A 22,730-nucleotide genomic window follows, 5' to 3' on the forward strand; every position below is an offset into this window, starting at 1 on the left:
AGCCTTTTATTCAGGAACCTCATCCATGCTGTCCCCCAAGCTCATTCGCATCCTGGCAGCCGCCGCGCTGACCGCCACGGCGTTCTTCAGCCCGGTCAGCCACGCGCAAGGCGCCCAGCAGTACGTGCCGATCAATCCGCCGCTGCCTTCGGACACCCCGGGCAAGGTCGAGGTCCTGGAATTCTTCGCCTACACCTGCCCGCACTGCGCCGCCATGGAGCCCATGGTCGAAGACTGGGCCAAGACCGCGCCGTCGGATGTGGTGCTGAAGCAGGTGCCTATCGCCTTCAACGCCGGCATGAAGCCCCTTCAGCAGCTTTACTACACGCTGCTGGCCCTGGACCGTCCGGACCTGCACCCGAAGGTCTTCACGGCCATCCACGGCGAGCACAAGCGCCTGTTCGACAAGAAGGCGATGGGCGAATGGATCGCCACCCAGGGCGTGGACCGCGCCAAGTTCGATTCCGTGTTCGACTCGTTCAGCGTCCAGGCCCAGGTGCAGCGCGCCAACCAGTTGGCCGACGCCTACCGCATCGAAGGCACGCCCTCGTTCGCCGTGGGCGGCAAGTTCATGACCTCGCCGGTCATGGCGGGCAACAGCTACGAAGGCGCCCTGAAGGAAGTGAACCAGCTCATCCCCATGGCGCGCGCCAAGTAAGCCACGCCAGGCTGATTCCAAACGCCCCGAGCCGCAAGGCCGGGGCGTTTAGTTTTGTGGCCTTGTTTTGAGTCGATCATTCAGGTGCGAGTCCGATGCGCCGCGATACACTTTCGCCATAAAAATTCGCCGCGCCCGCGGCGCCAAAAGGGTGGAAGACAAATGAAGAATCAACTCCTGCGCAGCCGCGCAGCGCTGGGCTTGTGCCTGTCGCTGGCCGCCGGCCTGGCCCACGCGAACGCCGCCGACGGCGTGAAGATCGGCGTGCTGACGGACATGGCGGGCGTCACCGCCGACGCCACCGGCAAGGGCTCGGTGGAAGCCGCCCGGCTGGCCATCGAGGAAATGGGCGGCTCCGTGCTGGGCAAGCCCATCACGCTGGTCTCCGGCGATCACCAGCATCGCCCCGACATCGGCAGCAGCATGGTCCGCAAGTGGTACGACACGGACGGCGTGGACGTCGTGGTGGACGTGCCGAACTCGTCGGTCGCGCTGGCGGTGCAGGGCATCGCGCGGGAAAAGAAAAAGCTGGTGCTGTTCTCCAGCCCCGGCACGACGGCGCTGACGCAGGCGCAATGCTCGCCGTATGGCGTGCAATGGACCTACACCACTTATGCGCTGTCGCGCGGCACCGCCACCGCCGTGGTCAAAGAAGGCGGCAAGCGCTGGTTCATCCTGGCGTCCGACTACGCCTTCGGCAAGCAGCTTGCCGCAGACACCGAGACCGTCGTCAAGGCGAACGGCGGCGAAGTGGCCGGCACCGTTTTCCATCCGCTGAATGCGTCGGACTTTGCGTCCTTCCTGCTGCAGGCGCAGGGTTCCAAGGCGCAGATCATCGCCATCGCCAATGCCGGCGGCGACACCATATCGGCCATCAAGCAGGCGGCCGAATTCGGCATCGGCGGCACGCAGCAGCTGGCGGCCATGCTGCTGCTCCTGACCGACGTGCACAGCCTGGGCCTTGCGGCTGCGCAGAAAACCTACCTGACCGTGCCCTCGTACTGGGACATGAACGACGGCACGCGCGCGTTCACCAAGAAGTTCGAAGCCCGCGTGGGCCGGCCGCCCACCTTCCTGCAGGCCGGCGTCTACAGTTCGGTGCGCCATTACCTGCAGGCGGTGAAGGCGGCGGGCACGGTGGATTCCGACGCGGTGATGACCAAGATGAAATCGCTGCCCATCGACGACCCCTTCAGCCTGAACGCGCACATCCGCGCAGACGGCCTGGTGGTGCGCGACATGATGCTGGCGCAGGTGAAGACGCCCGAGCAATCCAAGGCGCCCTGGGACTACTACAACATCGTGCGCACCATCCCCGGCGACACGCTGGCCTGGCCGCTGTCCGACAGCCAGTGCCCGCTGGTCAAGCAATGACGCAGGAAATCGCCCTGGCGGACTTCGGCAGCTTCTACGCGGGCGGCAGGGCCGTGCGCGTGGAAGGCCTGCCCAAGCGCGACATCGCCTTCACGCAGACGGCTTCGCTGGCCTACGACCCCAATGGCCTGTATCACTTCGAGCAGGCCTACGTGCAGTATTTCATTCCGGCGCGGCGGTCGCATCCGCTGCCCATCGTGCTGCTGCACGGCGGCGGGATGACGGGCGCGATGTGGGAACAGACGCCGGACGGCCGGTCGGGCTGGGTGCAGCATTTCCTGCGCCAGGGGCATGCGGTGTACGTCGTGGACAACGTCGAGCGCGGACGCGCCGGGTGGGCGCCGTTCGAGCAGGTCTGGCCGGAACCGCCCATCATCCGCAACGCCGAGGAAAGCTGGTCGTTGTTCCGCTTCGGACGGGCCGAGGATTTCGCGGCGCGGCGCGCCTTCGCGGGCCAGCGCTTCCCGGTGTCCGCCTTCGACGCCTTCATCCGCCACGCGGTGCCGCGCTGGCTGGGCAACAACGACGCGGCCTTGCAGGGCTTCTGCGCGGTGCTGGACCGCGTGGGCCCTTGCCTGGTGCTGGCGCACAGCCATGGCGGAGAGGTGGCCTACCGCGCGCTGCATGCGCGTCCGGATCTGGTGCGAGGAGTGATCGGCGTGGAACCGTCGGGGTTCACGAACGAGGTCGCGACGGCCAGCGTGGCGGGCAAGCCGTTCCTGTTCGTGTATGGCGACTACCTGGACGCCACGCCGCTATGGCAGAAGCTGTGCGCAAGCGGCGCCGCCTACGCCGATGAATTGACGCGCCATGGCGCCCGCGTGGAAACGTGGCGCCTGGCCGACATGGGCGTCATGGGCAATTCCCATATGCCGATGATGGACGACAACAGCGATGACATCGCCGCGCGCATCGGCGCCTGGATACGCGGCGCGGCAGCCTGAAGACGCCGCGCCGCAATGGCCTCAGGGCTGGGCCTGGACTTGCGCCTGCTTCTGGAACGCCGCGGCCTTGTCCAGCGCCTGGGTCAAGTCGGCAATGATGTCTTCCGGCGATTCCAGCCCGATATGCAGGCGGACCAGCGCATTGTCGCCTTCGCCCCAATACTTGTGCTTGGACAGGTCCTTGGGCGACACGAGCTGCACCAGGCTTTCATAGCCGCCCCATGAAAAGCCGATGCCGAAGAGGGTCAGCGCATCCACGAAGGTGCGCGCCGCATCCGGCGACAGTCGCAGTTCCACGGACAGCATGCCGTTGGAGCCGGTGCAATCGCGTTGCCACAGCGCGTGGCCGGGATCCTCGGGCCACGCGGGATGGAACAGGCGCACGGTCTCGGCGCGGCCCTTGAGGAATTCGCACACCTGCAGGGCATGGCGCGCATGCTGGGCCATGCGGATCGGCATGGTCCGCACGCCGCGCAAGGCCAGCCAGGCATCGTCCGCGCTAACGGAATAGCCCATCGCGTACTGGGTGCGGTTCAGCTTGCGCGCGATGGCTTCGTCGTTGGTGACCACCGCGCCCAGCATCAGGTCGGAATGGCCGCCCACGTATTTGGTGCCGGCGATGACGGAGACCTGCGCGCCCAGCGTCAGCGGGCGATAGATGTAGCCCGAGCCCCAGGTGTTGTCGGTGGCCAGCACCAGGCCGTGGCGCTTGGCGAACGCGGCCATGGCGCCCATGTCCAGCATTTCGAACAACAGGGATCCGGGGGATTCGACGTACAGCAGCCTGGTGTTGGGACGCACCAGCGCTTCGAGGTCTTCGCCCGCGGCGAAGTACGTGATCTCGATGTTCATGCGCTTGAGCACGGCATCGTCCAGCTCGCGCATCGGGCCATACACGCAGTCGGAGATCAACGCGTGGTCGCCCGCCGAACACAGGGCCATCATGACCATCGTCATCGCCGACAGGCCCGAAGACGCCAGGTAGCAATGCGTGCCGCCTTCCAGCTGCGTGAACACCTCTTCGAGCGCGGCGTGGGTATCCATGCCCATGCGACCGTAGGTGGTGGCGCGACCGCCGGCCGCCTTGCTGCGCTGGGCATTTTCCAGGGCGGCGATGTTGGCGAAGCGCACCGTGCTGGCCCGCATGGGCGGCAGCGGCACCGGGGCCGTGCCGGTCTCGGGATTGAACGGGGCCGTGCCCGCGTGCTGGAGAACCGTATCGATGTGTTTGGTAGGCATCTTCTTGGGGTGCGACAAAACCGGGAAAATCAAACCATATCAGGAGGCGGCAAGAATTTCAGCCTATCCAGCTGACCGTCTCCGCCAAATCCGCTCGCCGGGTGCGGTAACTGTTGGCCGGATGCGCCGTGTCCGCATAGCCGAAAGAGATGCCGCAGACCACGCGCCGGTCGGGGCCGATGCCCAGCACGTCGCGCAGCACTTCCGGGTACATCGCCAGCGACGCCTGCGCCACGGTAGCCACGCCATTGGCCTGGGCCGCCAGCAGGAAATTGGCGACATAGCCGCCGCAGTCCATGGCGCCATATTCGCCAAGCGCCTCGTCCGTCGTGACGATGGCGACATGCGGCGCGTCGAACAGCGCGAAGTTGCGCATTTCCTGGCGGCGGTAGGCGTCGCGGTCCCCGCGAGGAACGCCCACCGCGCCGTAGAGCTGGAATCCGGATTCGCGGCGGCGGGCGAGGTAATCGCCGCGGTATTCGCGCGGAAACGGAAAGTCCGGCTCGAATCCCTCGATCTGCGCCCGGTGCTGCAAGGCGTCGCGCAGCCGGCGCGTGCCCGCGCCTTCGGTGATGGCGACTTGCCAGGGCTGGCAGTTGCACCAGGACGCCGTGCGCTGCGCCAGGGTCAGGATGCGCTCGATGGTGGCGCGCGGCACGGGGTCGGACAAAAAGGCGCGGCAGCTGTGCCGCGCCAGCAGCCAGGCTTCGAGGCTGGCGTCGTCGCGCGCGCTTCCGGTTTCCGTGACGTCAAGGGGTGCGGCGGTCATGGTCGGTCTGTCTCCTGTCGTGGTCGGCTTTGCCTTTATGATGCCACTGACCGGATGCCACCGTCCGGCCCGCCCGCCTCTGAAGAGATCCCATGCTGCCCTTCGACACCCTGATCGCGTTCTTCGGCATTGCCGTGCTGCTGGCTCTTACGCCGGGGCCGGACAACCTGTTCGTCCTGATGCAGTCCGCCATCTGGGGCCGCAAGGCCGGCATGTTCGTGGTGCTGGGACTGTGCACGGGCCTGCTGGGGCACACTGCCGCGGTGGCGGTTGGACTGGCCGCGGTCTTCGCCGCGTCGCCCATGGCGTTCACGGTGCTGAAGCTGGCGGGCGCGGCCTATCTGACCTGGCTGGCGTGGCAGATTTTGCGCGCGCCGGTCGGCGGCGACACCGGCAAGCCGCCCGAGCCCATGCGGCCCGGCGCCCTGTACCGCCGGGGCATCGTGATGAACCTGACCAACCCCAAGGTGCTGCTGTTCTTCTTCGCGTTCCTGCCACAGTTCACGTCCCCGCGGCTGGGCCCGGTGGGCTTGCAGACCATGCAGCTGGGCGCGGTCTTCATGGTGTCGACCCTGCTGGTGTTCGGCGCGATCGCGTTCTTCTCCGGCGCGTTCGGCGAACTGCTGCAGCGATCGGTGACGGCCAAGCGCTGGCTGAATCGCATCGCCGCGCTGGTGTTCGTGGGGCTGGCGGTAAGACTGGCGACGGCGACGCGCTGACGCACGGCGCCGTCTGCACCAAGGCGCCGATCAGGCGGCCTTGAACCGCACGATGCCGTCGGCGTCCTGGGCGCGCGTCAGCTTTCCTTCAAAGTACAGCGCATGCAGATGCGCCAGCGCTTCGCCCATGGCGAAGGTCAGCTGGTGCAGGTCCAGCTTGCGCTTGAAGAGCACGGGCACGATGTCGGAGGTAGATTGCGGGCGGACGGCACAGGCTTCGAGTACTTCGGCCAGCCGGTCGCGGTGATGCTCGTGCTGCTGCGCGATGCGTTCGTGCAGACCCTTGAAGGGGCGGCCGTGCGACGGCAGCACCAGCGTGTCATCCGGCAGGCCGTCGTAGCCATCCAGCGACCGCAGATACAGGGGCAGGGAATTGGCGTCGGGTTCGTAGTCGAACACGCTGACGTTGGTGGAGATGCGCGGCAGCACCATGTCGCCGGAAATCAGCACGCCCAGGTCGGGCGAAAACAGCGACGCGTGTTCCGGCGCGTGGCCGTAGCCCACGATGACGCGCCAGTCGCGGCCGCCGATGCGGATCTGGTCGCCGTCCATGATGCGGGTGTAGCGGGACGGTACGGCGGGGACCAGGTTGGGGTAGTAGCTGGCGCGCTGGCGGATCTGTTCCTGCGCGTCCGGATCGGTCAGGCCGTGGCGGGCGAAGTGTTCGACCGCCGACTGTCCCCCCGGACCCGCGCCGGCATCGTTGCGACGCGACGACCATAGCGAGGCCACCATGAAGTCGGTCATCGTCATCCACAGGCGCGCGTTCCAGCGTTCGCACAGCCAGTACGCCAGGCCGATGTGATCCGGATGCATGTGCGTGACCAGCACACGCAGCACGGGCAGGCCCTCAAGTTCGTTCTTGAACACCTCTTCCCACAGCGTCTTCACTTCGTCGCGCGAGATGCCGCAGTCGACGATGGTCCAGCCGTCCTGGCCGTCGATGTTGTCGCGCAGCAGCCAGAGGTTGATATGATCCAGCGCGAACGGCAGCGGCATGCGGATCCATTTGACGCCTTCCGCCACGACATGCGCGTGGCCGGCTTCCGGCTGAAAATCAGCCCAGGGGTACTGCAGCTTCTGTTCGTTGGGGTTCATTGCCTCTTGCTCCACGCTTGACGATCTGGTCAAGTCATCATAATTTACGTTTACGTAAACTGCCACACGTCGCATGCCCTCGTCAACCTGGACCATCTCCGAACTCGCCCGCGAGTTCGATGTCACGCCCCGCACGATCCGCTTCTATGAAGACCAGGGTATCGTCAGCCCGGCGCGCGAGGGCCGCAACCGCATCTTCGGCCCGCGCGACCGCACGCGCCTGAAACTGGCCCTGCGCGGCAAGCGGCTGGGCCTGCAGCTGTCCGAGATCCTCACCCTGATCGACATGTACGACGGTCCGGGCGACACCACGGTCCAGCTGCGCCAGTACCTGACCGTGCTGGAACAACACCGCGTCACGCTGGAACAACAGCGTCGCGACATCGACGACACGCTGCAGGAAATCGCCGAACAAGAGCGCCAGTGCCAGGCGCTGCTGGCGCAAAAGCCGTAGGCCGCGCGCATGGCTGCCCTGCAAACCGTCGCGCTCTTCATCCTGACCGCGCTGGCCGAAATCGTCGGCTGCTATCTGCCCTACCTGTGGCTGCGCAAGGGCCATTCCATCTGGCTGCTGGCGCCAGCGGCGCTCAGCCTGGCGTTGTTCGCGTGGCTGCTGACGTTGCATCCCACCGCCTCGGGCCGCGTCTATGCCGCCTACGGCGGCGTCTATATCGGCATGGCGTTGCTGTGGCTGTGGGCCGTGGACGGCGTGCGGCCCAGCTCCAGCGACTGGATCGGCGTGGGCCTGTGCCTGGCCGGCATGCTGGTGATCATGTTCGGGCCGCGCGGCTCGTAGCGTCCACCCCGCCCCATCAAAAAAAAAAGCGCGCGAGCCCCAGGGGCCGCGCGCTTTTTCATATGCCGCGGATTACTCGGCCTTGATGTTGCCTTCCTTGATGATGCGGGCGTTGTTCGTGAATTCCGCCTGCACCTGCTTGGCGAACGCATCGCCCGTCGCCGTGCCCGGCTGCAGGAACGACTTGGCCAGCAGTTCCTGGAACTCGGCGCTGGCGACCGCCTTGGCCAGCGCGGCCTGCAGCGGCTGCGACACCGTCGGCGGCAGGTTCGCCGGCGCGAAGATGCCGAAGTTCGAGTAATACTGCGCCTGCGGCAGCTTCAGCTCCGCCATCGTCGGCACGTCGGGCCAGGCGGCCAGGCGTTGCGGCGCCATCACGGCCAGCGGCTTGAGCGCGCCGTTGGCCACGTGCGGCAACACGACATCGCTATTCACCACCAGCAGTTCCACCACGCCGCCCAGGCCGTCGGTCAATGCCTGGCTGTTGCCGCGGTAGGGCACGTGCAGCATCTTGGTGCCGGTCTGCGTGGTCACGGCCGCCATGCCGATGTGGGCCACGGTGCCCTGGCCCGGCGTGCCGTAGCGCACGCCTTCCGGATGCGACTTCGCGTAGTCGATGAGGCCTGCAAAATCCTTCACGGGCAGCGCCTTCGTCGCCACGATGGCGACGGGCGCCACGGCAACGCTGGCGACCGGCGTCAGGTCCTTCATCGGGTCGTAGTTGGTCTTGGCCAGGTGCGGGAAGATCGTCAGCGGGCTGGTCGAGGCCAGCAGCAGGGTGGTGCCGTCCGGCTGCGCGCGCGCCACGTAATCGGTGCCGACGGAAGCGCCCGCGCCGGGCTTGTTTTCAACGATGACCGTCACGTTGGCTTCCTTGCGCAGCGCGTCGCCAAGGCGGCGGCCGATCGCGTCGGCGCTGCCGCCCGCGGTATACGGCACGACCACGGTGACCGGCTTGGCCGGCCAGGTCTGGGCCATCGCGCCGCTTGCCATGATTGCCAGGGCCGCCCCCGCGGCCTTGATCAGCAATGTCTTCTTTTTCATATCGTCCTAGTGATGTTGCGTAGCACTGCGTTGGTGAAACGAACTGCGGTAAAGCACATCAGGCGAGGTAGCGTTGCGCCAGGCGAACCCAGTACGACGCGCCCGCCGGAATCAAAGAATCGTTGAAGTCATAGCTGGCGTTGTGCAGCATGCAGGGGCCCAGCCCGTGGCCCGCCATGCGGTGCTCGCCGTCGCCATTGCCCAGGAACACGTAGCAGCCCGGCTTTTCCTGCAGCAGGAAGGCAAAGTCTTCCGACGCCATCGCCGGTTCGATCGTCAGGGCGCGGTCCTCGCCCACGACGTCGCGCATGACGTTCATGCAGAACTCGGTCTCGGCCACGGTGTTGACCAGCGCCGGGTAGCGGCGTTCGAAGAACACGTCGGCCTCGCAGCCGTGCGCGGCGGCGATATTGCCGGCGATTTCCTTCATGCGCCGCTCGATCAGGTCGACCACGTCGGTGCTGTAGGCGCGCACCGATCCGCCCAGCCACGCCGTGTTCGGGATCACGTTGATGACGCTGCCGCCGGCCTGCACCTGGGTGATCGACAGCACGGCGGCGTCCAGGGGACGCTTGCTGCGGGTCAGGATGGTCTGCAGCGACTGGCCGATGGCGAACAGCGCGGGCACGGGGTCGTTGCAGTCCTGGGGCGCGGCGGCGTGGCCGCCCTTGCCCTTGACGGTGATCTTGAAGCCGTTCGCCGCCGCCATCATGGGGCCGGAACAGACGCCGAACGAGCCGGCGGGCAGGCCCGGCCAGTTGTGCATGCCGAAGACGGCTTCGCACGGGAAGCGCGTGAACAGGCCGTCCTGGATCATGGCGCGGCCGCCGGCGCCGCCTTCCTCGGCCGGCTGGAAGCACAGGTACACCGTGCCGTCGAACCCGCCCGCGGTCTGCAGATGCTGCGCCGCAGCCAGCAGCATCGCGGTGTGGCCGTCATGGCCGCAGCCGTGCATCTTGCCGTCGTGGCGCGAGCGGTGCTCGAACTGGTTTTCCTCCTGCATGGGCAGCGCGTCCATGTCGGCGCGCAGCATGATGGCCCGGTCCGACGTCCCGCGCTTGATCACGCCGACCACGCCGGTCTTGGCGATGCCGGTATGCGTTTCGATGCCCCAGTTGCGCAGCGCGTCCGCCACCACCTGGGCCGTCCGGTGCTCTTCGTAGCAAAGCTCCGGATGCATGTGGATGTCGCGGCGCAGCGCAACAATTTCGTCCAGGTTGGATAGTTCAAGCACGGCAACTCCAGTCTCGGTAATTCAGGGTTCAAGGATCGGTTGAAATCTTACTCACCGTTACCTAGCGGGATGGCGACAACGCGCTAGGGATAACCCGAATCCAATTTACGTTTACGTAAACGTAATATTTGCACTGCATCATTGCGTGGCGGTGATCGATCGGCGCATCATGACCCCGCGAGGGGCAGCACGCCGCGATCGCGGGGCGCCCATAAGAATGTAAGTACCTACTATCACGGAGACCTCGATGAATCTTCCCGGCCTGAACTTCGACTTGGGCGAAGACCTGGACATGCTGCGCGATGCCGTACGCAACTTCGCGCAGGCCGAGATCGCGCCGCGCGCCGCGGAAGTCGATCGCAGCGACCAGTTCCCCATGGACCTCTGGCGCAAATTCGGTGATCTCGGCGTGCTGGGCATGACCGCCGACGAGGAATACGGCGGCGCCAACATGGGCTACCTGGCCCACATGGTCGTGATGGAGGAAATCTCCCGCGCCAGCGCCTCCATCGGCCTGTCCTACGGCGCGCACTCCAACCTGTGCGTGAACCAGATCAACCGCAACGGCACGGCGGCCCAGAAGGCCAAGTACCTGCCCAAGCTGATCTCCGGCGAACACGTGGGCGCCCTGGCCATGAGCGAACCGGGCGCGGGTTCCGACGTCGTCAGCATGAAGCTGCGCGCGGACAAAAAGGGCGACCGCTACGTGCTGAACGGCACCAAGATGTGGATCACCAACGGCCCCGACGCCGACACGCTTGTCGTCTACGCCAAGACCGACCCCGAAGCCCATCAGCGCGGCATCACCGCCTTCCTGGTGGAAAAGGGCTTCAAGGGCTTTTCGGTCGCACAGAAGCTGGACAAGCTGGGCATGCGCGGCAGCCACACCGGCGAACTGGTGTTCCAGGACTGCGAAATCCCCGAGGAAAACGTGCTGGGCCAGGTCAACGGCGGCGTGAAGGTGCTGATGAGCGGCCTGGACTACGAACGCGCCGTGCTGTCCGGCGGCCCCCTGGGCATCATGCAGGCCGTCATGGACGTCGTGGTGCCCTACATCCACGACCGCAAGCAGTTCGGCCAGGCCATCGGCGAATTCCAGCTCATCCAGGGCAAGGTCGCCGACCTGTACACGACGCTGCAGGCCAGCCGCGCCTTCTGCTACCAGGTGGGCAAGAACCTGGACAAGCTGGGCTCGGACCACGTGCGCCAGGTGCGCAAGGACTGCGCGGCGCTAATCCTCTACACGGCCGAAAAGGCCACGTGGATGGCGGGCGAGGGCGTGCAGATCCTGGGCGGCAACGGCTACATCAACGAATATCCGGTGGGCCGCCTGTGGCGCGACGCCAAGCTGTATGAAATCGGCGCCGGCACCAGCGAAATCCGCCGCATGCTGATCGGCCGCGAACTCTTCAACGAAACCGCCTGACCGGGTTATCCACAGGCCGCGCCATGATCCGCATGTCCGACGTCCAGCATATCGAGCAGGCTCCCGCGCCGGGACCCTCGCCGCTGGACGTCGCGCGCCTGATGCTGGCGGGCTTCGACCGCCACTATTCGCTGTTCCGCTACAGCGCCCAGCGCGCCAAGGCGCTGTTCGAATCGGGCGACTGGCACGGCATCCAGCACCTGTCGCGCGAGCGCATCGAGTACTACGACATGCGCGTGCGCGAATGCGCGGCCCAGCTCGAGGGCGTGCTGCGCGGGAGGCCTGAAGGCGCCGTCGGCCCGACAAATGGCGCCACGGACGGCGGCGGCAACGGCACGAGCCGCGCCGCCGCGCCGTCCCTGACCGACGCGCAGACCGCGTACTGGCAACACATCAAGCAGGAATTCGTCGGCCTCTTGGGCGACCACCGCCAGCCCGAATGCGCCGAGACATTCTTCAATTCGGTGTCGTGCCGGCTGCTGCACCGGGACTACTTCCACAACGATTTCCTGTTTGTCCGGCCGGCTGTCGCCACCGACTACCTGGACAGCAGCACGCCGTCGTACCGCGTTTACTACCCCGCCACCGACGGGCTGGAGCCCAGCCTGATCCGCATGGTGGCGGACTTCGGCCTGGCGCTGCCGTTCGAGGACCTGCCCCGCGACACCCGGCTGCTGGCCCGCACGGCGGTATCCACGCTGAGGAAGCTGCTGCCTCGCCACGTCGGCCGGCGCATCGCCACCGACTGCCAGATCCACGCGCTGGGCTCGCTGTTCTTTCGGAACAAGGGCGCCTACATCGTCGGCCGGCTGATCAACCAGACCACCGTCTATCCGTTCGCCGTGGCGCTGACGCGCAATCCGGCCGGGCAGGTCGTCCTGGATGCGCTGCTGCTGGGCGCGGACGACCTGAGCACGCTGTTCAGCTTTACGCGCGCCTATTTCCTGGTGGACATGGAAACGCCGGCCGCGGTGGTCAATTTCCTGTCCAGCCTGCTGCCGCGCAAGCCCAAGGCCGAGCTCTACACCATGATCGGCCTGCAGAAGCAGGGCAAGACGCTGTTCTACCGCGATTTCCTGCACCACCTGGCGCATTCGCGCGATGCCTTCGACATCGCGCCCGGCATCAAGGGCATGGTGATGTGCGTCTTCACGCTGCCGTCCTATCCCTATGTGTTCAAGCTCATCAAGGACCACATCGACAAGGACGGCATGGACCACGCCACCGTGCGGCGCAAATACCAGATGGTGAAGCTGCATGACCGCGTGGGCCGCATGGCCGACACCTGGGAGTATTCGCAGGTGGCCCTGCCGCGCGCCCGGTTCGCGCCCGCGCTGCTGGAAGAACTGCGCCGGCGGGTGCCCAGCCTCATCGAGGAAACCGCCGACACGGTCGTCATCCGTCATGTCTACATCGAACGCCGGATGACGCCGCTGAACCTGTATCTGCAGCAGGCGCCCGACGCGCTGCTGGATGCCGCGGTGCGCGAATACGGGGACGCCATCCGGCAGCTTGCCGCGGCCAATATCTTCCCCGGCGACATGCTTTACAAGAATTTCGGCGTAACGCGCCTGGGCCGGGTCGTCTTTTATGACTACGACGAAATCCAGCGCATGACCGAGATGAACTTCCGGCGCATTCCGCCGGCCCCGAACGAAGAGGCCGAAATGGCGTCCGAACCCTGGTACGCCATCGGGCCGAACGACGTATTTCCCGAAGAGTTCGGCCGCTTCCTGCTGGGCGACGCGCGGGTGCGCGGCGCCTTCATGCGTCACCATTCCGACCTGCTGGAACCGGAGTGGTGGCAGGCCTGTCGCGCCCAGGTGGCGCAGGGCCGGATTGAAGAATTTTTCCCTTACGATACGGACAGACGCCTGCGCTCAGAACGCCATTCAAGCGGCAACGCGGTGTTGTAACCGAAACGCTGTCCCGACCCTCACAGGAGCTAGTCATGTCAGATCCCATCGTTATCGTTTCCGTCGCCCGCACGCCCATGGGCGGCATGCTGGGCAACCTGTCCGGCCTGGCCGCGCACGAACTCGGCTCGGTGGCCATCAAGGCCGCCGTCGAGCGCGCCGGTATCAAGCCGGAACAGGTCGACGAAGTCATCATGGGCAACGTGCTGCAGGCCGGCCAGGGCCAGGCCCCCGCGCGCCAGGCCGCGCTGGGCGCCGGCCTGCCGCTGGGCGTCGCATGCACGACGATCCACAAAGTCTGCGGTTCGGGCCTGAAGGCCGCCATGTTCGGCCATGACCTGCTGGCCTCCGGCAGCGCCGACATCGTCGTCGCCGGCGGCCAGGAAAGCATGAGCAACGCACCCTACCTGCTGCTCAAGGGCCGCCAGGGCTACCGCTACGGCCACAACACCGTGTACGACCACATGGCGCTGGACGGCCTGGAAGACGCCTACGACAAGGGCAAGGCCATGGGCGTGTTTGCCGAAGACTGCGCCTCCAAGTATTCGTTCACGCGCGAACAGCAGGATGAGTTCTCGCTGGAATCGCTGCGCCGCGCCCGCGCCGCGTCGGAAGACGGCAGCTTCAAGTGGGAAATCGCGCCGGTCACCGTCGCTGGCCGCAAGGGCGACACCGTGATCGACACCGACGAAGCCCCCACCAAGGCCATGCCGGAAAAGATCCCCACCCTGAAGCCCGCCTTCAAGAAAGACGGCACGGTCACGGCCGCCAACTCGTCGTCGATTTCCGATGGCGCGGCCGCCATGGTGCTGATGCGCGCGTCCACCGCCGAAAAGCTCGGCGTGAAGCCGCTGGCCCGCATCGTCGCCCACACCCAGCACTCGCAAGAGCCGAACTGGTTCACCACCGCCCCCGTCGGCGCGTTGAAGAACCTGTTCAACAAGACCGGCTGGAAGGCCGAGGACGTGGATCTGTACGAGATCAACGAAGCCTTCGCGGTGGTCACCATGGCCGCCATGACCGACTTCAAGCTTCCGCATGACAAGGTCAACGTCCACGGCGGCGCCACGGCGCTGGGGCACCCCATCGGCGCATCGGGCGCCCGCCTGATGGCCACCCTGATCGGCGCGCTGCGCAAGACGGGCGGCAAGCGCGGCGTGGCCACGCTGTGCATCGGCGGCGGCGAAGCCGTCGCGATGGCCATCGAAATGGTCTAAGCGCTTGATCGTGCAGCGGGCTCCGGCCCGCAGCACGAGCGGGATTCCGCTGCGCCTTTTCGGCATTGCATCCACCGCGACGGGTCGGTCGCGGGCCATGCAGGAAAGGCGCAACGAAATCCATGATCCAAGATCGATAAGAACACCCGGCCCACCGGGCAACGAGACAAACCGCTCTTCCGAGCGCCTTCAAATTCCAATCAAGCAGGACGGGTGGTACCCCATGCCCATCATCGAATCCCGCATCAATCCGCGGTCGCAGGACTACACCGACAACGCTCGCGCCATGCAGGCGCAGCTGGATGACCTGAATCAGAAACTGGCGCAAACCGCTTTGGGCGGCAGCGAATCCGCACGCGCCAAGCACGTGGCGCGCGGCAAGCTGCTGCCGCGCGAACGCGTGGAAAACCTGATCGATCCGGGTACGCCGTTCCTGGAACTGTCGCCCATGGCGGCGCACGACATGTACGACGGCGATGCGCCCGGCGCGGGCGTCATCACCGGCATCGGCCGCGTGTCCGGCACCGAATGCGTGATCGTGTGCAATGACGCCACGGTCAAGGGCGGCACCTACTATCCGATGACGGTCAAGAAGCACCTGCGCGCCCAGGAGATCGCCGCGCAGAACCATCTGCCCTGCGTGTACCTGGTGGACTCGGGCGGCGCCAACCTGCCGCAGCAGGACGAGGTCTTTCCCGACCGCGAGCACTTCGGCCGCATCTTCTACAACCAGGCGCAGATGTCGTCGCAAGGCATCTCGCAGATCGCCGTGGTGATGGGGTCTTGCACCGCCGGCGGCGCGTACGTGCCCGCCATGAGCGACGAGTCCATCATCGTCAAGAACCAGGGCACCATCTTCCTGGGCGGCCCCCCGCTGGTAAAGGCCGCGACGGGCGAAGAAGTCAGCGCCGAAGACCTGGGCGGCGGCGACGTGCACACGCGCCTGTCCGGTGTGGTGGACCATCTGGCCGCCAACGACATGCACGCGCTGCAACTGGCGCGCAACGCCGTGGCGCGCCTGAACCGCAAGAAGCCCCAGCCGCTGGCCACGCTACCCGTGCGCGAGCCGCGCTACGACACCAACGAGCTGAACGGCATCATCCCCGCCGACACGCGCAAGCCCTATGACGTGCGCGAAGTCATCGCGCGCATCGTGGACGGCTCTGAATTCGACGAGTTCAAGGCCCGCTTCGGCCCCACGCTGGTGACCGGCTTTGCGCACATCCACGGCATGCCCGTCGGCATCGTCGCGAACAACGGCATCCTGTTCTCCGAATCCGCGCAGAAGGGCGCGCACTTCATCGAACTGTGCGCGCAGCGCAAGATCCCGCTGGTGTTCCTGCAGAACATCACCGGCTTCATGGTGGGCCGCAAGTACGAAAACGAAGGCATCGCGCGCCACGGCGCGAAGATGGTCACGGCTGTCGCCACCGCGGCGGTGCCGAAGTTCACCGTGCTGATCGGCGGCTCGTTCGGCGCCGGCAACTACGGGATGTGCGGCCGCGCCTATTCGCCGCGCATGCTGTTCATGTGGCCCAACGCCCGCATCTCGGTGATGGGCGGCGAGCAAGCCGCGAGCGTGCTGGCCACCGTCAAGCGCGACGGCATCGAGGCCCGCGACGGCCAGTGGTCCGCCGATGAGGAAAACGCCTTCAAGGCGCCGATCCGCGAACAGTACGAGCGCGAAGGCCATCCGTATTACGCGACCGCGCGGCTGTGGGACGACGGCATCATCGCGCCGGCCGACACGCGCCGCGTGCTGGGCCTGGCGCTGTCGGCGGCGTTGAACGCGCCGATCGAAGACACGAAGTTCGGCGTGTTCCGGATGTAGAGCCCACCCCCTACGCGCTTCGCGCGCCCCCTCAAGGGGGCGGCACTGGCGGACCGGCGGAGCCGGATCCGCGGTGCCCCCGATGGGGCCGGCGCTGATAGAGGCAGTTGTTAGAGATAAATTCGCTGTGTCCTTGTTCGGCACCGCGTCAACGAACACCTCAGCCTGGATAACGCTATGTTCGATACTTTGCTGATTGCCAACCGCGGCGAAATCGCCTGCCGCGTCGCGGCCACCGCCCGCCGCATGGGACTGCGCACCGTCGCGGTGTATTCGGATGCGGACGCCAACGCGCGTCACGTCGCCGCCTGCGACCAGGCCGTGTATATCGGCGGCTCGGAGCCGCGCGCCAGTTACCTGCGCGCCGATGCCATTCTGCAGGCCGCGCGCGACACAGGCGCCGGCGCCATTCACCCCGGTTACGGCTTCCTGTCGGAGAACGAGGCCTTCGCGCAGGCCGCCCAGGATGCCGGCATCGCCTTCGTTGGCCCGCCCGCGTCCGCCATCGCCGCGATGGGCAGCAAGTCTGCCGCGAAGACGCTGATGGAAAAAGCCGGCGTGCCGCTGGTGCCCGGCTACCACGGCGACAACCAGGATCCGCAATTCCTCAAGTCGCAGGCCGACGCCATCGGCTATCCCGTGCTGATCAAGGCCAGCGCCGGCGGCGGCGGCAAGGGCATGCGCATCGTCGAATCGACGGGCGCCTTCCTGGACGCGCTGGCGTCCTGCCAGCGGGAAGCGGCATCCAGCTTCGGCGACGACCGCGTGCTGATCGAACGCTACCTGCAAAAGCCGCGTCACATCGAAATCCAGGTGTTCGCCGACACGCACGGCAACTGCGTCTACCTGTTCGAGCGCGATTGCTCGGTGCAGCGCCGCCACCAGAAAGTCATCGAAGAAGCGCCGGCCCCCGGCATGACCGAAGAGCGCCGGCGCGCCATGGGTGAAGCCGCCGTGGCCGCCGCGCGCGCCGTCGGTTACGTGGGCGCGGGCACGGTGGAATTCATCGCCGAACCCGACGGCCGCTTCTACTTCATGGAAATGAACACGCGCCTGCAGGTCGAGCATCCGGTGACCGAAATGATCACGGGACACGACTTGGTCGAATGGCAGCTTCGCGTCGCCGCGGGCCAGCCGCTGCCGGCGCGCCAGGAAGACCTGCGCATCAATGGCCATGCCATCGAAGCCCGCATCTACGCCGAAAACCCCGAGAAAGGCTTCCTGCCGTCCATCGGCACCCTGGCGTACCTGGGCCTGCCGCCGCACACCGCTTTCACCAACGGCGATATCCGCGTCGACGGCGGCGTGCGCATGGGCGACACCATCACGCCTTTCTATGACCCGATGATCGCCAAGCTCATCGTGCACGGCGCCGACCGTGACCAAGCCCGCGCCCGCATGCTGCAAGCCCTGGCGCAGACGCAGGCGGTGGGCGTGCAGACCAACGTGGCCTTCCTGTCCCGCCTGATGAAGGACAGCGCCTTTGCCGCGGCGGACCTGGACACCGGCCTGCTCGAGCGCCAGCGCGCAACGCTGCTGCCCGAACCGGCGGCTGCCGACGGCGCCGTCCTGGCGCTGGCCTCGGCCGCCGTGCTGGTGCGCCAGGGCCTGGCCCAGCCGGCCGGCACGCCCAGCGCCGGCAAGGGCCCCGCTGACCCCTGGGACGCGCGCGACGGCTGGCGGCTGGGCGGCCAGTACCAGCGCCATCTGCAATGGGTCGACAACGGCGAGACCCGCCGCGTCACCGTGGCCCGGCAGGGCGGCGCGTGGACGCTGGACACCGGCGACGGTCCGCGGCCGTTCCTGTGGCGCTCCCACGCCAGCGCCAACCCGAACCTCGCCTACGGCCTGCGCATCACCCTGGAAGGCCACGAGAGCGCCGGCACGGTCGTTCTGCATGGCGACCGCGCCTACGTCTTCCGCGAAGACGGCGCGCACGTCCTGGACCTCTACGACGCGCTGACGCACTCGCAGGACACGCAGGGTGACCACGGGGCCGGACTGGCCGCGCCCATGCCCGGCAAGATCATCTCGATCTCGGTCAAGGCGGGCGACACCGTGGAAAAGGGCCAGCCCCTGCTGGTCATGGAAGCGATGAAGATGGAACACACCATCTCCGCCACCGCGGATGGCACCGTGGCGGAAGTGTTCTACGCCGTGGGCGACCAGGTGACGGAAGGCGCCGAGCTGGTGTCGATCGAATAGGGGAGGCGGCGCAACGCCGCTTTCCCGGCGGCTCCGGGCATCCTCGCCCGGAGCCGCCCCAGCGAGGCAACTCTGTCGGGCGCATAGCTGATCGCAGGGCCCCGAATGCCCGAAGCGCGCCAGGATCCGAGGTTTAGCTGTCCGTCAGCCCCCGGCCCCTAGAATCGGACTCCCCCCGCGCGCCCGCACTCCCCCATGTCCGCCCCTGACTCCGCCAGTCCGCTTTCCCGTCCCCCATTCCTGCATTTTCTCTGTGGCCGCGTCGCCGCGTCGCTGGCGTTCCAGATCGTGTCCGTGGCGGTGGGCTGGCAGATCTACGCGCTGTCGGGCAGCGCCATGGACCTGGGCCTGATCGGCCTGGCGCAGTTCCTGCCGATGGCGGCGCTGACCCTGGTGGTGGGACACGTGGCGGACCGCTATGACCGCCGCAAGATCGTCGCCGCCTGCATGGCGCTGGAGGCCCTGGCCACGCTGGTGCTGGCCATCGCGGCGCTGCACGGCGTGGGCGGCAAGACGCTGATCTACGCGACGATCATCGTCATGAGTTCCGCGCGCGCCTTCGAAGCGCCGACCCTGTCCACGCTGATCCCGGCCGTCGTGCCGCGGGAATGGCTGCCGCGCGCCACGGCTCTGTCATCGTCGGGCGGGCAGATCGCGCAGATCGCCGGCCCGGCGCTGGGCGGCGTCGGCTACAGCCTGGGCGCGGGGTGGATCTACTGCGTGGCGGCGGCGCTCTACCTGACCGCCTTCATCTCCATCGCCACCCTTGTCATCGACCGCGCGCCGCCGCGCAAGGAACCCACGACGTGGCGCACGCTGTTCGGCGGCATCACCTTCATCTTCCAGCGCCGCCTGCTGCTGGGCACGCTGTCGCTGGACCTGTTTGCCGTGCTGCTGGGCGGGGCAACCGCCTTGCTACCCATCTTCGCCAAGGACATCCTTGACGCCGGTCCCTGGGCGCTGGGCGCGCTGCGCGCCGCGCCCGCCTGCGGCGCGGCGCTGATGTCGCTGACGCTGGCCCGCCTGAGCCTGGGCGAAAACGTCGGGCGGCTGCTGTTCGGCTCGCTGATCGTGTTCGGACTGGCGACCACCGTCTTCGGCCTGTCCACGTCAATCCCGCTGTCGGTCGCCGCGCTGGTCGTGCTGGGCGCGGCGGACGCGGTCAGCGTGGTGGTGCGCTCGTCGCTGGTGCAGTTGAATACGCCGGATCACATGCTTGGACGCGTCAGCGCAGTGAACACCCTGTTCATCGGGGCTTCCAACCAGCTGGGCGAATTCGAGTCCGGGCTGACGGCGCAGCTCTTTGGCGCGGTGCCGGCCGTGGTGATCGGCGGCATCGGGACCATCGCGGTGGCCGGACTGTGGATGCGCTGGTTCCCGGAATTGAGAAAGCTGCGGACCCTGCAGGGGAACGAGGTCCCGCAGCCGTAGAAGCGCCTGGTCTGTCAGCCGCCGCCTACGTTTCCTGCCGTGATTGCCGGCCTGCCCGCTGGCCGCCCCGCGCGCGTCCAGCCCTGCCGCCGCGCTCGGCGCTCCAGATCGCCACAGCCATGATTGCGATTCCCGCCAGTTGCAGCGTGTCAAAGCGCCGGTCGAAGTACAGCCAGTCGATCAGGATCGCCACACCCGGATAGACGAACTGAAAGACAGCAATCCGGCCCGTGGCCAGGCGGGCCATTCCCGCATAAATCAGCGTGTAGGCGGCGGCGGTGTGGATCAGTCCAAGACCTGCCAGCCAAAGCCATGAAGATCCCCACGCGGGCCAACCCTGCTGCATGGGCCACACCCACAGCACGGCCGTTCCCAAGGCGCATTGCCACCACGCCAGGACACCCGCCGGCATCGGCCCCAAGCGCCGCGTCATGACGGTCGCGCAAGCGGTGCAGACAGAACCGAGGAGGCAGAAGACGACGCCCCACCAGTAGCCGGCCTGCGACGACGCCGATGCATCGTGCGTCAGCACGCCTGTCGCCATCACCAGCCCGATCATCGCGACGAAGACCGATACAAGACGCTGCCTGCTGCTGCGCTCTTGCAGCCACACTGCGCCCAGCAGCAGCACCCACATCGGTTGCATGTGGAACAGCACCACCGCCATGCCCGCCGACGTACGTTCGATTGCGGCAAAGAACAGCACCCAGCTCAACACCATCAGTGAGCCCGCACCCAGCACCATCGGCGCGATCGACCACCCCAACCTCAAGACTCGCACTCGCCGGCGCACCACCAGCCACACCGTCAGGCCGGCCAGGCCGAACGCGCACCGGAACCAGGCAGTGGTCAGCGCGCCGGCGCCCGCCATGTGCACAAACACACCGATGGTCCCGAGCAGGCCCGAGCCCAGCAGAAAGGGCAGAGCGCCCGTGAATGTGCCGGCGGATGGGGCAGGGGCCGCCTTCTCTGTGAAGGCGGCGTTCAAGGGTTGATCGGTATTCATGCAGCCAGTTTGCCGTTCAGGCCCGCAAGCGAAAAGCGCATAATTCTTCTATCTTCCATTCGAAAATCGAAACTCCATGAGCTTTTCCGCGCGTGATCTCCAGATCGACTGGCTGCGGTCCTTTGTCGCCGTAATCGATGCGGGGTCGCTTTCGCGAGCGGCAGGTGAAGTGAACCGCTCCCAGTCGGCAGTCAGCATGCAGCTCAAGAAACTCGAAGCAGCGCTGGGCCACAGGCTGATCGAGCGCGACACCCGCACGCTTGAACTCACCACCGAGGGTCAGAAACTGCTGGGCTACGCCCGCCGCATTCTGGACCTGCAGGCCGAGGCCCACGTCGCGCTGAGCGGGGAAGAACTGCGCGGCGTCGTGCGCCTGGGTGTTCCCGACGACTATGCAGCGAAATACCTGACGCCCGTGCTGAAGCGCTTTGCGCCGCGCCACAGCGGCGTGGAAATCGTCTTGAGCTGCGAGCAGTCAACGTCGCTGATTCCGCGCGTGTCCTCGGGCGACCTGGACCTGGCGCTTGTGTCGCGCGACCACGCGCGCCGCGGCACCTTGCTGTTCCATGAACCCATGGTGTGGATCGGATCAGAGGAGTTTGCGCTGTGGCGCCGCGATCCCTTGCCCATCGCCATGTACGAAGAAGCGAGCCTGGCGCGTCGCAGCGCACTGAACGCATTGGCGCTGCAAGGCCGCAAGCACAGGCTTGTCTACAACAGCTCAAGCCTTGCCGGACAGATCGCCGCGGTGGAAAGCGGCCTGGCGGTCGCGGTGTTGACCCAATGCAGCGTCCCCCCGCATTTGCAGATACTGGGCAGCCAGCATGGGCTGGGTCCGCTGGAACCCATGCAGGTTGCCGTCTATCGAAGCAAGGGGTCTCGCGGATCAAAGGCGGTGGACAGCCTGTACAGCCTGCTGGTCAACACCCTGCGGCTGGTCGAGGGCCCCTGAGGGACATATCCCACTCGGGGTAGACTGGCCGCCTCTCCATACGTTTTGAGTCCGCATTTATGTTCGTTAAAGCCCTGCGTGTCGGTTTGGGTCAAATGATTGTCCTGGGCGACGCGCTGACCCGCCCGCGCCCGCAGAAGCGTTCGCCGCAAGGCCAGGCCACCGTCAACGCTGAAGCCGCCGCGCTCTCGCTCTATCAATTTCACGCCTGCCCCTTTTGCGTCAAGACGCGCCGCGCCGCGCACCGGCTCAACGTGCCGATCTCGCTGCGTGACGCCAAGGGCGATCCCGCCGCGCGCGAAGCGCTGCTGGCCGGCGGCGGCAAGGTGAAGGTGCCCTGCCTGCGTATCGAGGAAGCGGGCGGCACGCGCTGGATGTACGAATCCAGCGACATCATCGCCTACCTGGAACAACGCTTCGCCAACGTGGCCTGACCGGATTCGTTCGGCATGAAGCATCCTGCCCGACTGTCGATCGCTGTGTGCGCCGCAGTTCTGCTGGCAGGATGCGAGCCGTCGCTGCCGCAGCCGACAGCCGGATCCAGCCTCTCCGCCGAAACCCTGGCGACACGCGAAACGCCCGCAGAGCAGCAGTTCAAAGGCATCCTGGCCGGCAAGCCCATTCACCTGCTGGTACACGAGTGCAAGGTCTATCGCGTGGACGCCGACCAAGGCGACAACGTGCGCTGGACAAAGGTCCTGGAGGGCGATCCCTATCTGCTGCCGACCTCGTGCGTGCGCCAGACGCTCACGGCGGGCGAAGGCTACGTGACGGCGTTCATCGGCCGCCAGGCGCTTGGAGCGGGAGGGTGCTGCGTCGGAAGTCCCGAGTACCGCTCCACCGATGGCCTGAACTGGAAGCCGCGCTGACA

At 66.7% G+C, this 22,730-nt stretch carries 21 protein-coding genes; 15 read left to right on the forward strand and 6 right to left on the reverse strand.

Annotation, left to right across the window (positions count from 1 at the left end; genetic code table 11):
* Positions 1-25 precede the first annotated feature (25 nt).
* The 3 genes from RT614_RS20765 (at position 26) to RT614_RS20775 (ending at position 2,976) form a co-directional block, all read left to right on the forward strand.
* Positions 26-658 carry a thiol:disulfide interchange protein DsbA/DsbL gene (locus RT614_RS20765; protein ID WP_313624007.1) on the forward strand — a complete coding sequence of 211 codons (633 nt, stop codon included), beginning with the start codon at positions 26-28 and terminating at the stop codon, positions 656-658.
* 162 nt (positions 659-820) lie between these two features.
* A complete protein-coding gene (locus tag RT614_RS20770; protein WP_313624008.1) occupies positions 821-2,032 on the forward strand; it encodes an ABC transporter substrate-binding protein in 1,212 nt (403 codons plus the stop codon).
* Positions 2,029-2,976, forward strand: a complete 948-nt coding sequence (locus RT614_RS20775; protein WP_313624009.1) for an alpha/beta fold hydrolase — start codon at positions 2,029-2,031, stop codon at positions 2,974-2,976. The genes RT614_RS20770 and RT614_RS20775 overlap by 4 nt, the downstream gene beginning before the upstream one ends.
* 21 nt (positions 2,977-2,997) lie before the next feature.
* On the opposite strand, the gene metC is transcribed toward RT614_RS20775, so the two are convergent.
* Together metC and RT614_RS20785 are read right to left on the reverse strand one after the other, a co-directional pair.
* On the reverse strand, positions 2,998-4,215 hold the full coding sequence (metC, locus tag RT614_RS20780; protein WP_313624010.1) for a cystathionine beta-lyase: 1,218 nt from the start codon (positions 4,213-4,215) through the stop codon (positions 2,998-3,000).
* 58 nt (positions 4,216-4,273) lie between these two features.
* Positions 4,274-4,984 carry a nitroreductase gene (locus tag RT614_RS20785; protein WP_313624011.1) on the reverse strand — a complete coding sequence of 237 codons (711 nt, stop codon included), beginning with the start codon at positions 4,982-4,984 and terminating at the stop codon, positions 4,274-4,276.
* Positions 4,985-5,076: 92 nt separating this feature from the next.
* Here RT614_RS20785 and RT614_RS20790 point away from each other — a divergent pair, with 92 nt between their 5' ends.
* Entirely contained in the window at positions 5,077-5,703 is a 627-nt protein-coding gene (locus RT614_RS20790) for a LysE family translocator (RefSeq protein WP_313624012.1), read from the forward strand.
* Positions 5,704-5,733: 30 nt separating this feature from the next.
* On the opposite strand, the gene RT614_RS20795 is transcribed toward RT614_RS20790, so the two are convergent.
* Positions 5,734-6,801, reverse strand: coding sequence for an MBL fold metallo-hydrolase (locus RT614_RS20795; protein ID WP_313624013.1), 1,068 nt, complete (start codon positions 6,799-6,801; stop codon positions 5,734-5,736).
* A 73-nt stretch (positions 6,802-6,874) separates the two neighbouring features.
* Here RT614_RS20795 and RT614_RS20800 point away from each other — a divergent pair, with 73 nt between their 5' ends.
* Both RT614_RS20800 and RT614_RS20805 read left to right on the forward strand, forming a co-directional pair.
* On the forward strand, positions 6,875-7,255 hold the full coding sequence (locus RT614_RS20800) for a MerR family DNA-binding transcriptional regulator (RefSeq protein ID WP_313624014.1): 381 nt from the start codon (positions 6,875-6,877) through the stop codon (positions 7,253-7,255).
* A gap of 9 nt (positions 7,256-7,264) precedes the next feature.
* Positions 7,265-7,597 (forward strand): YnfA family protein, encoded by a 333-nt coding sequence (locus RT614_RS20805; RefSeq protein WP_313624015.1) that lies wholly within the window; start codon positions 7,265-7,267, stop codon positions 7,595-7,597.
* 72 nt (positions 7,598-7,669) lie between these two features.
* Here the strand turns inward: RT614_RS20805 and RT614_RS20810 are convergent, their stop codons facing one another.
* Both RT614_RS20810 and RT614_RS20815 read right to left on the reverse strand, forming a co-directional pair.
* Positions 7,670-8,641: a tripartite tricarboxylate transporter substrate binding protein gene (locus RT614_RS20810; RefSeq protein ID WP_313624016.1), complete on the reverse strand. Its 972-nt coding sequence runs from the start codon at positions 8,639-8,641 to the stop codon at positions 7,670-7,672.
* Between the two features lie 58 nt (positions 8,642-8,699).
* Positions 8,700-9,875: a M20 aminoacylase family protein gene (locus tag RT614_RS20815; protein ID WP_313624017.1), complete on the reverse strand. Its 1,176-nt coding sequence runs from the start codon at positions 9,873-9,875 to the stop codon at positions 8,700-8,702.
* Positions 9,876-10,122: 247 nt separating this feature from the next.
* On the opposite strand from RT614_RS20815, the gene RT614_RS20820 reads away from it, so the two are divergent.
* The 6 genes from RT614_RS20820 (at position 10,123) to RT614_RS20845 (ending at position 19,901) form a co-directional block, all read left to right on the forward strand.
* Positions 10,123-11,301: an isovaleryl-CoA dehydrogenase gene (locus tag RT614_RS20820; RefSeq protein WP_056327730.1), complete on the forward strand. Its 1,179-nt coding sequence runs from the start codon at positions 10,123-10,125 to the stop codon at positions 11,299-11,301.
* A 23-nt stretch (positions 11,302-11,324) separates the two neighbouring features.
* Complete coding sequence (gene aceK, locus RT614_RS20825; RefSeq protein WP_313624018.1) at positions 11,325-13,217, forward strand: bifunctional isocitrate dehydrogenase kinase/phosphatase; 1,893 nt, start codon at positions 11,325-11,327, stop codon at positions 13,215-13,217.
* A 35-nt stretch (positions 13,218-13,252) separates the two neighbouring features.
* On the forward strand, positions 13,253-14,434 hold the full coding sequence (locus tag RT614_RS20830) for an acetyl-CoA C-acetyltransferase (RefSeq protein WP_313624019.1): 1,182 nt from the start codon (positions 13,253-13,255) through the stop codon (positions 14,432-14,434).
* A 223-nt stretch (positions 14,435-14,657) separates the two neighbouring features.
* Positions 14,658-16,265, forward strand: a complete 1,608-nt coding sequence (locus RT614_RS20835; RefSeq protein WP_313624020.1) for a carboxyl transferase domain-containing protein — start codon at positions 14,658-14,660, stop codon at positions 16,263-16,265.
* Between the two features lie 177 nt (positions 16,266-16,442).
* Positions 16,443-18,470, forward strand: a complete 2,028-nt coding sequence (locus tag RT614_RS20840) for an acetyl/propionyl/methylcrotonyl-CoA carboxylase subunit alpha (RefSeq protein WP_313624021.1) — start codon at positions 16,443-16,445, stop codon at positions 18,468-18,470.
* Between the two features lie 195 nt (positions 18,471-18,665).
* Positions 18,666-19,901 (forward strand): MFS transporter, encoded by a 1,236-nt coding sequence (locus RT614_RS20845; protein WP_313624022.1) that lies wholly within the window; start codon positions 18,666-18,668, stop codon positions 19,899-19,901.
* 25 nt (positions 19,902-19,926) lie between these two features.
* Here the strand turns inward: RT614_RS20845 and RT614_RS20850 are convergent, their stop codons facing one another.
* Positions 19,927-20,907, reverse strand: a complete 981-nt coding sequence (locus tag RT614_RS20850; protein ID WP_313624023.1) for a DMT family transporter — start codon at positions 20,905-20,907, stop codon at positions 19,927-19,929.
* A 76-nt stretch (positions 20,908-20,983) separates the two neighbouring features.
* Here RT614_RS20850 and RT614_RS20855 point away from each other — a divergent pair, with 76 nt between their 5' ends.
* Genes RT614_RS20855 through RT614_RS20865 form a run of 3 tightly spaced genes read left to right on the forward strand, consistent with a single transcriptional unit; the run spans position 20,984 to position 22,728 of the window.
* Positions 20,984-21,859: a LysR family transcriptional regulator gene (locus RT614_RS20855; protein WP_313624024.1), complete on the forward strand. Its 876-nt coding sequence runs from the start codon at positions 20,984-20,986 to the stop codon at positions 21,857-21,859.
* A gap of 59 nt (positions 21,860-21,918) precedes the next feature.
* Positions 21,919-22,293, forward strand: coding sequence for a glutaredoxin (locus tag RT614_RS20860; protein ID WP_313624025.1), 375 nt, complete (start codon positions 21,919-21,921; stop codon positions 22,291-22,293).
* Positions 22,294-22,308: 15 nt separating this feature from the next.
* Positions 22,309-22,728, forward strand: coding sequence for a hypothetical protein (locus RT614_RS20865; RefSeq protein ID WP_313624026.1), 420 nt, complete (start codon positions 22,309-22,311; stop codon positions 22,726-22,728).
* Positions 22,729-22,730: the final 2 nt, after the last annotated feature.

Source organism: Achromobacter sp., assembly GCF_032102605.1.
Classification (GTDB): domain Bacteria; phylum Pseudomonadota; class Gammaproteobacteria; order Burkholderiales; family Burkholderiaceae_B; genus Achromobacter.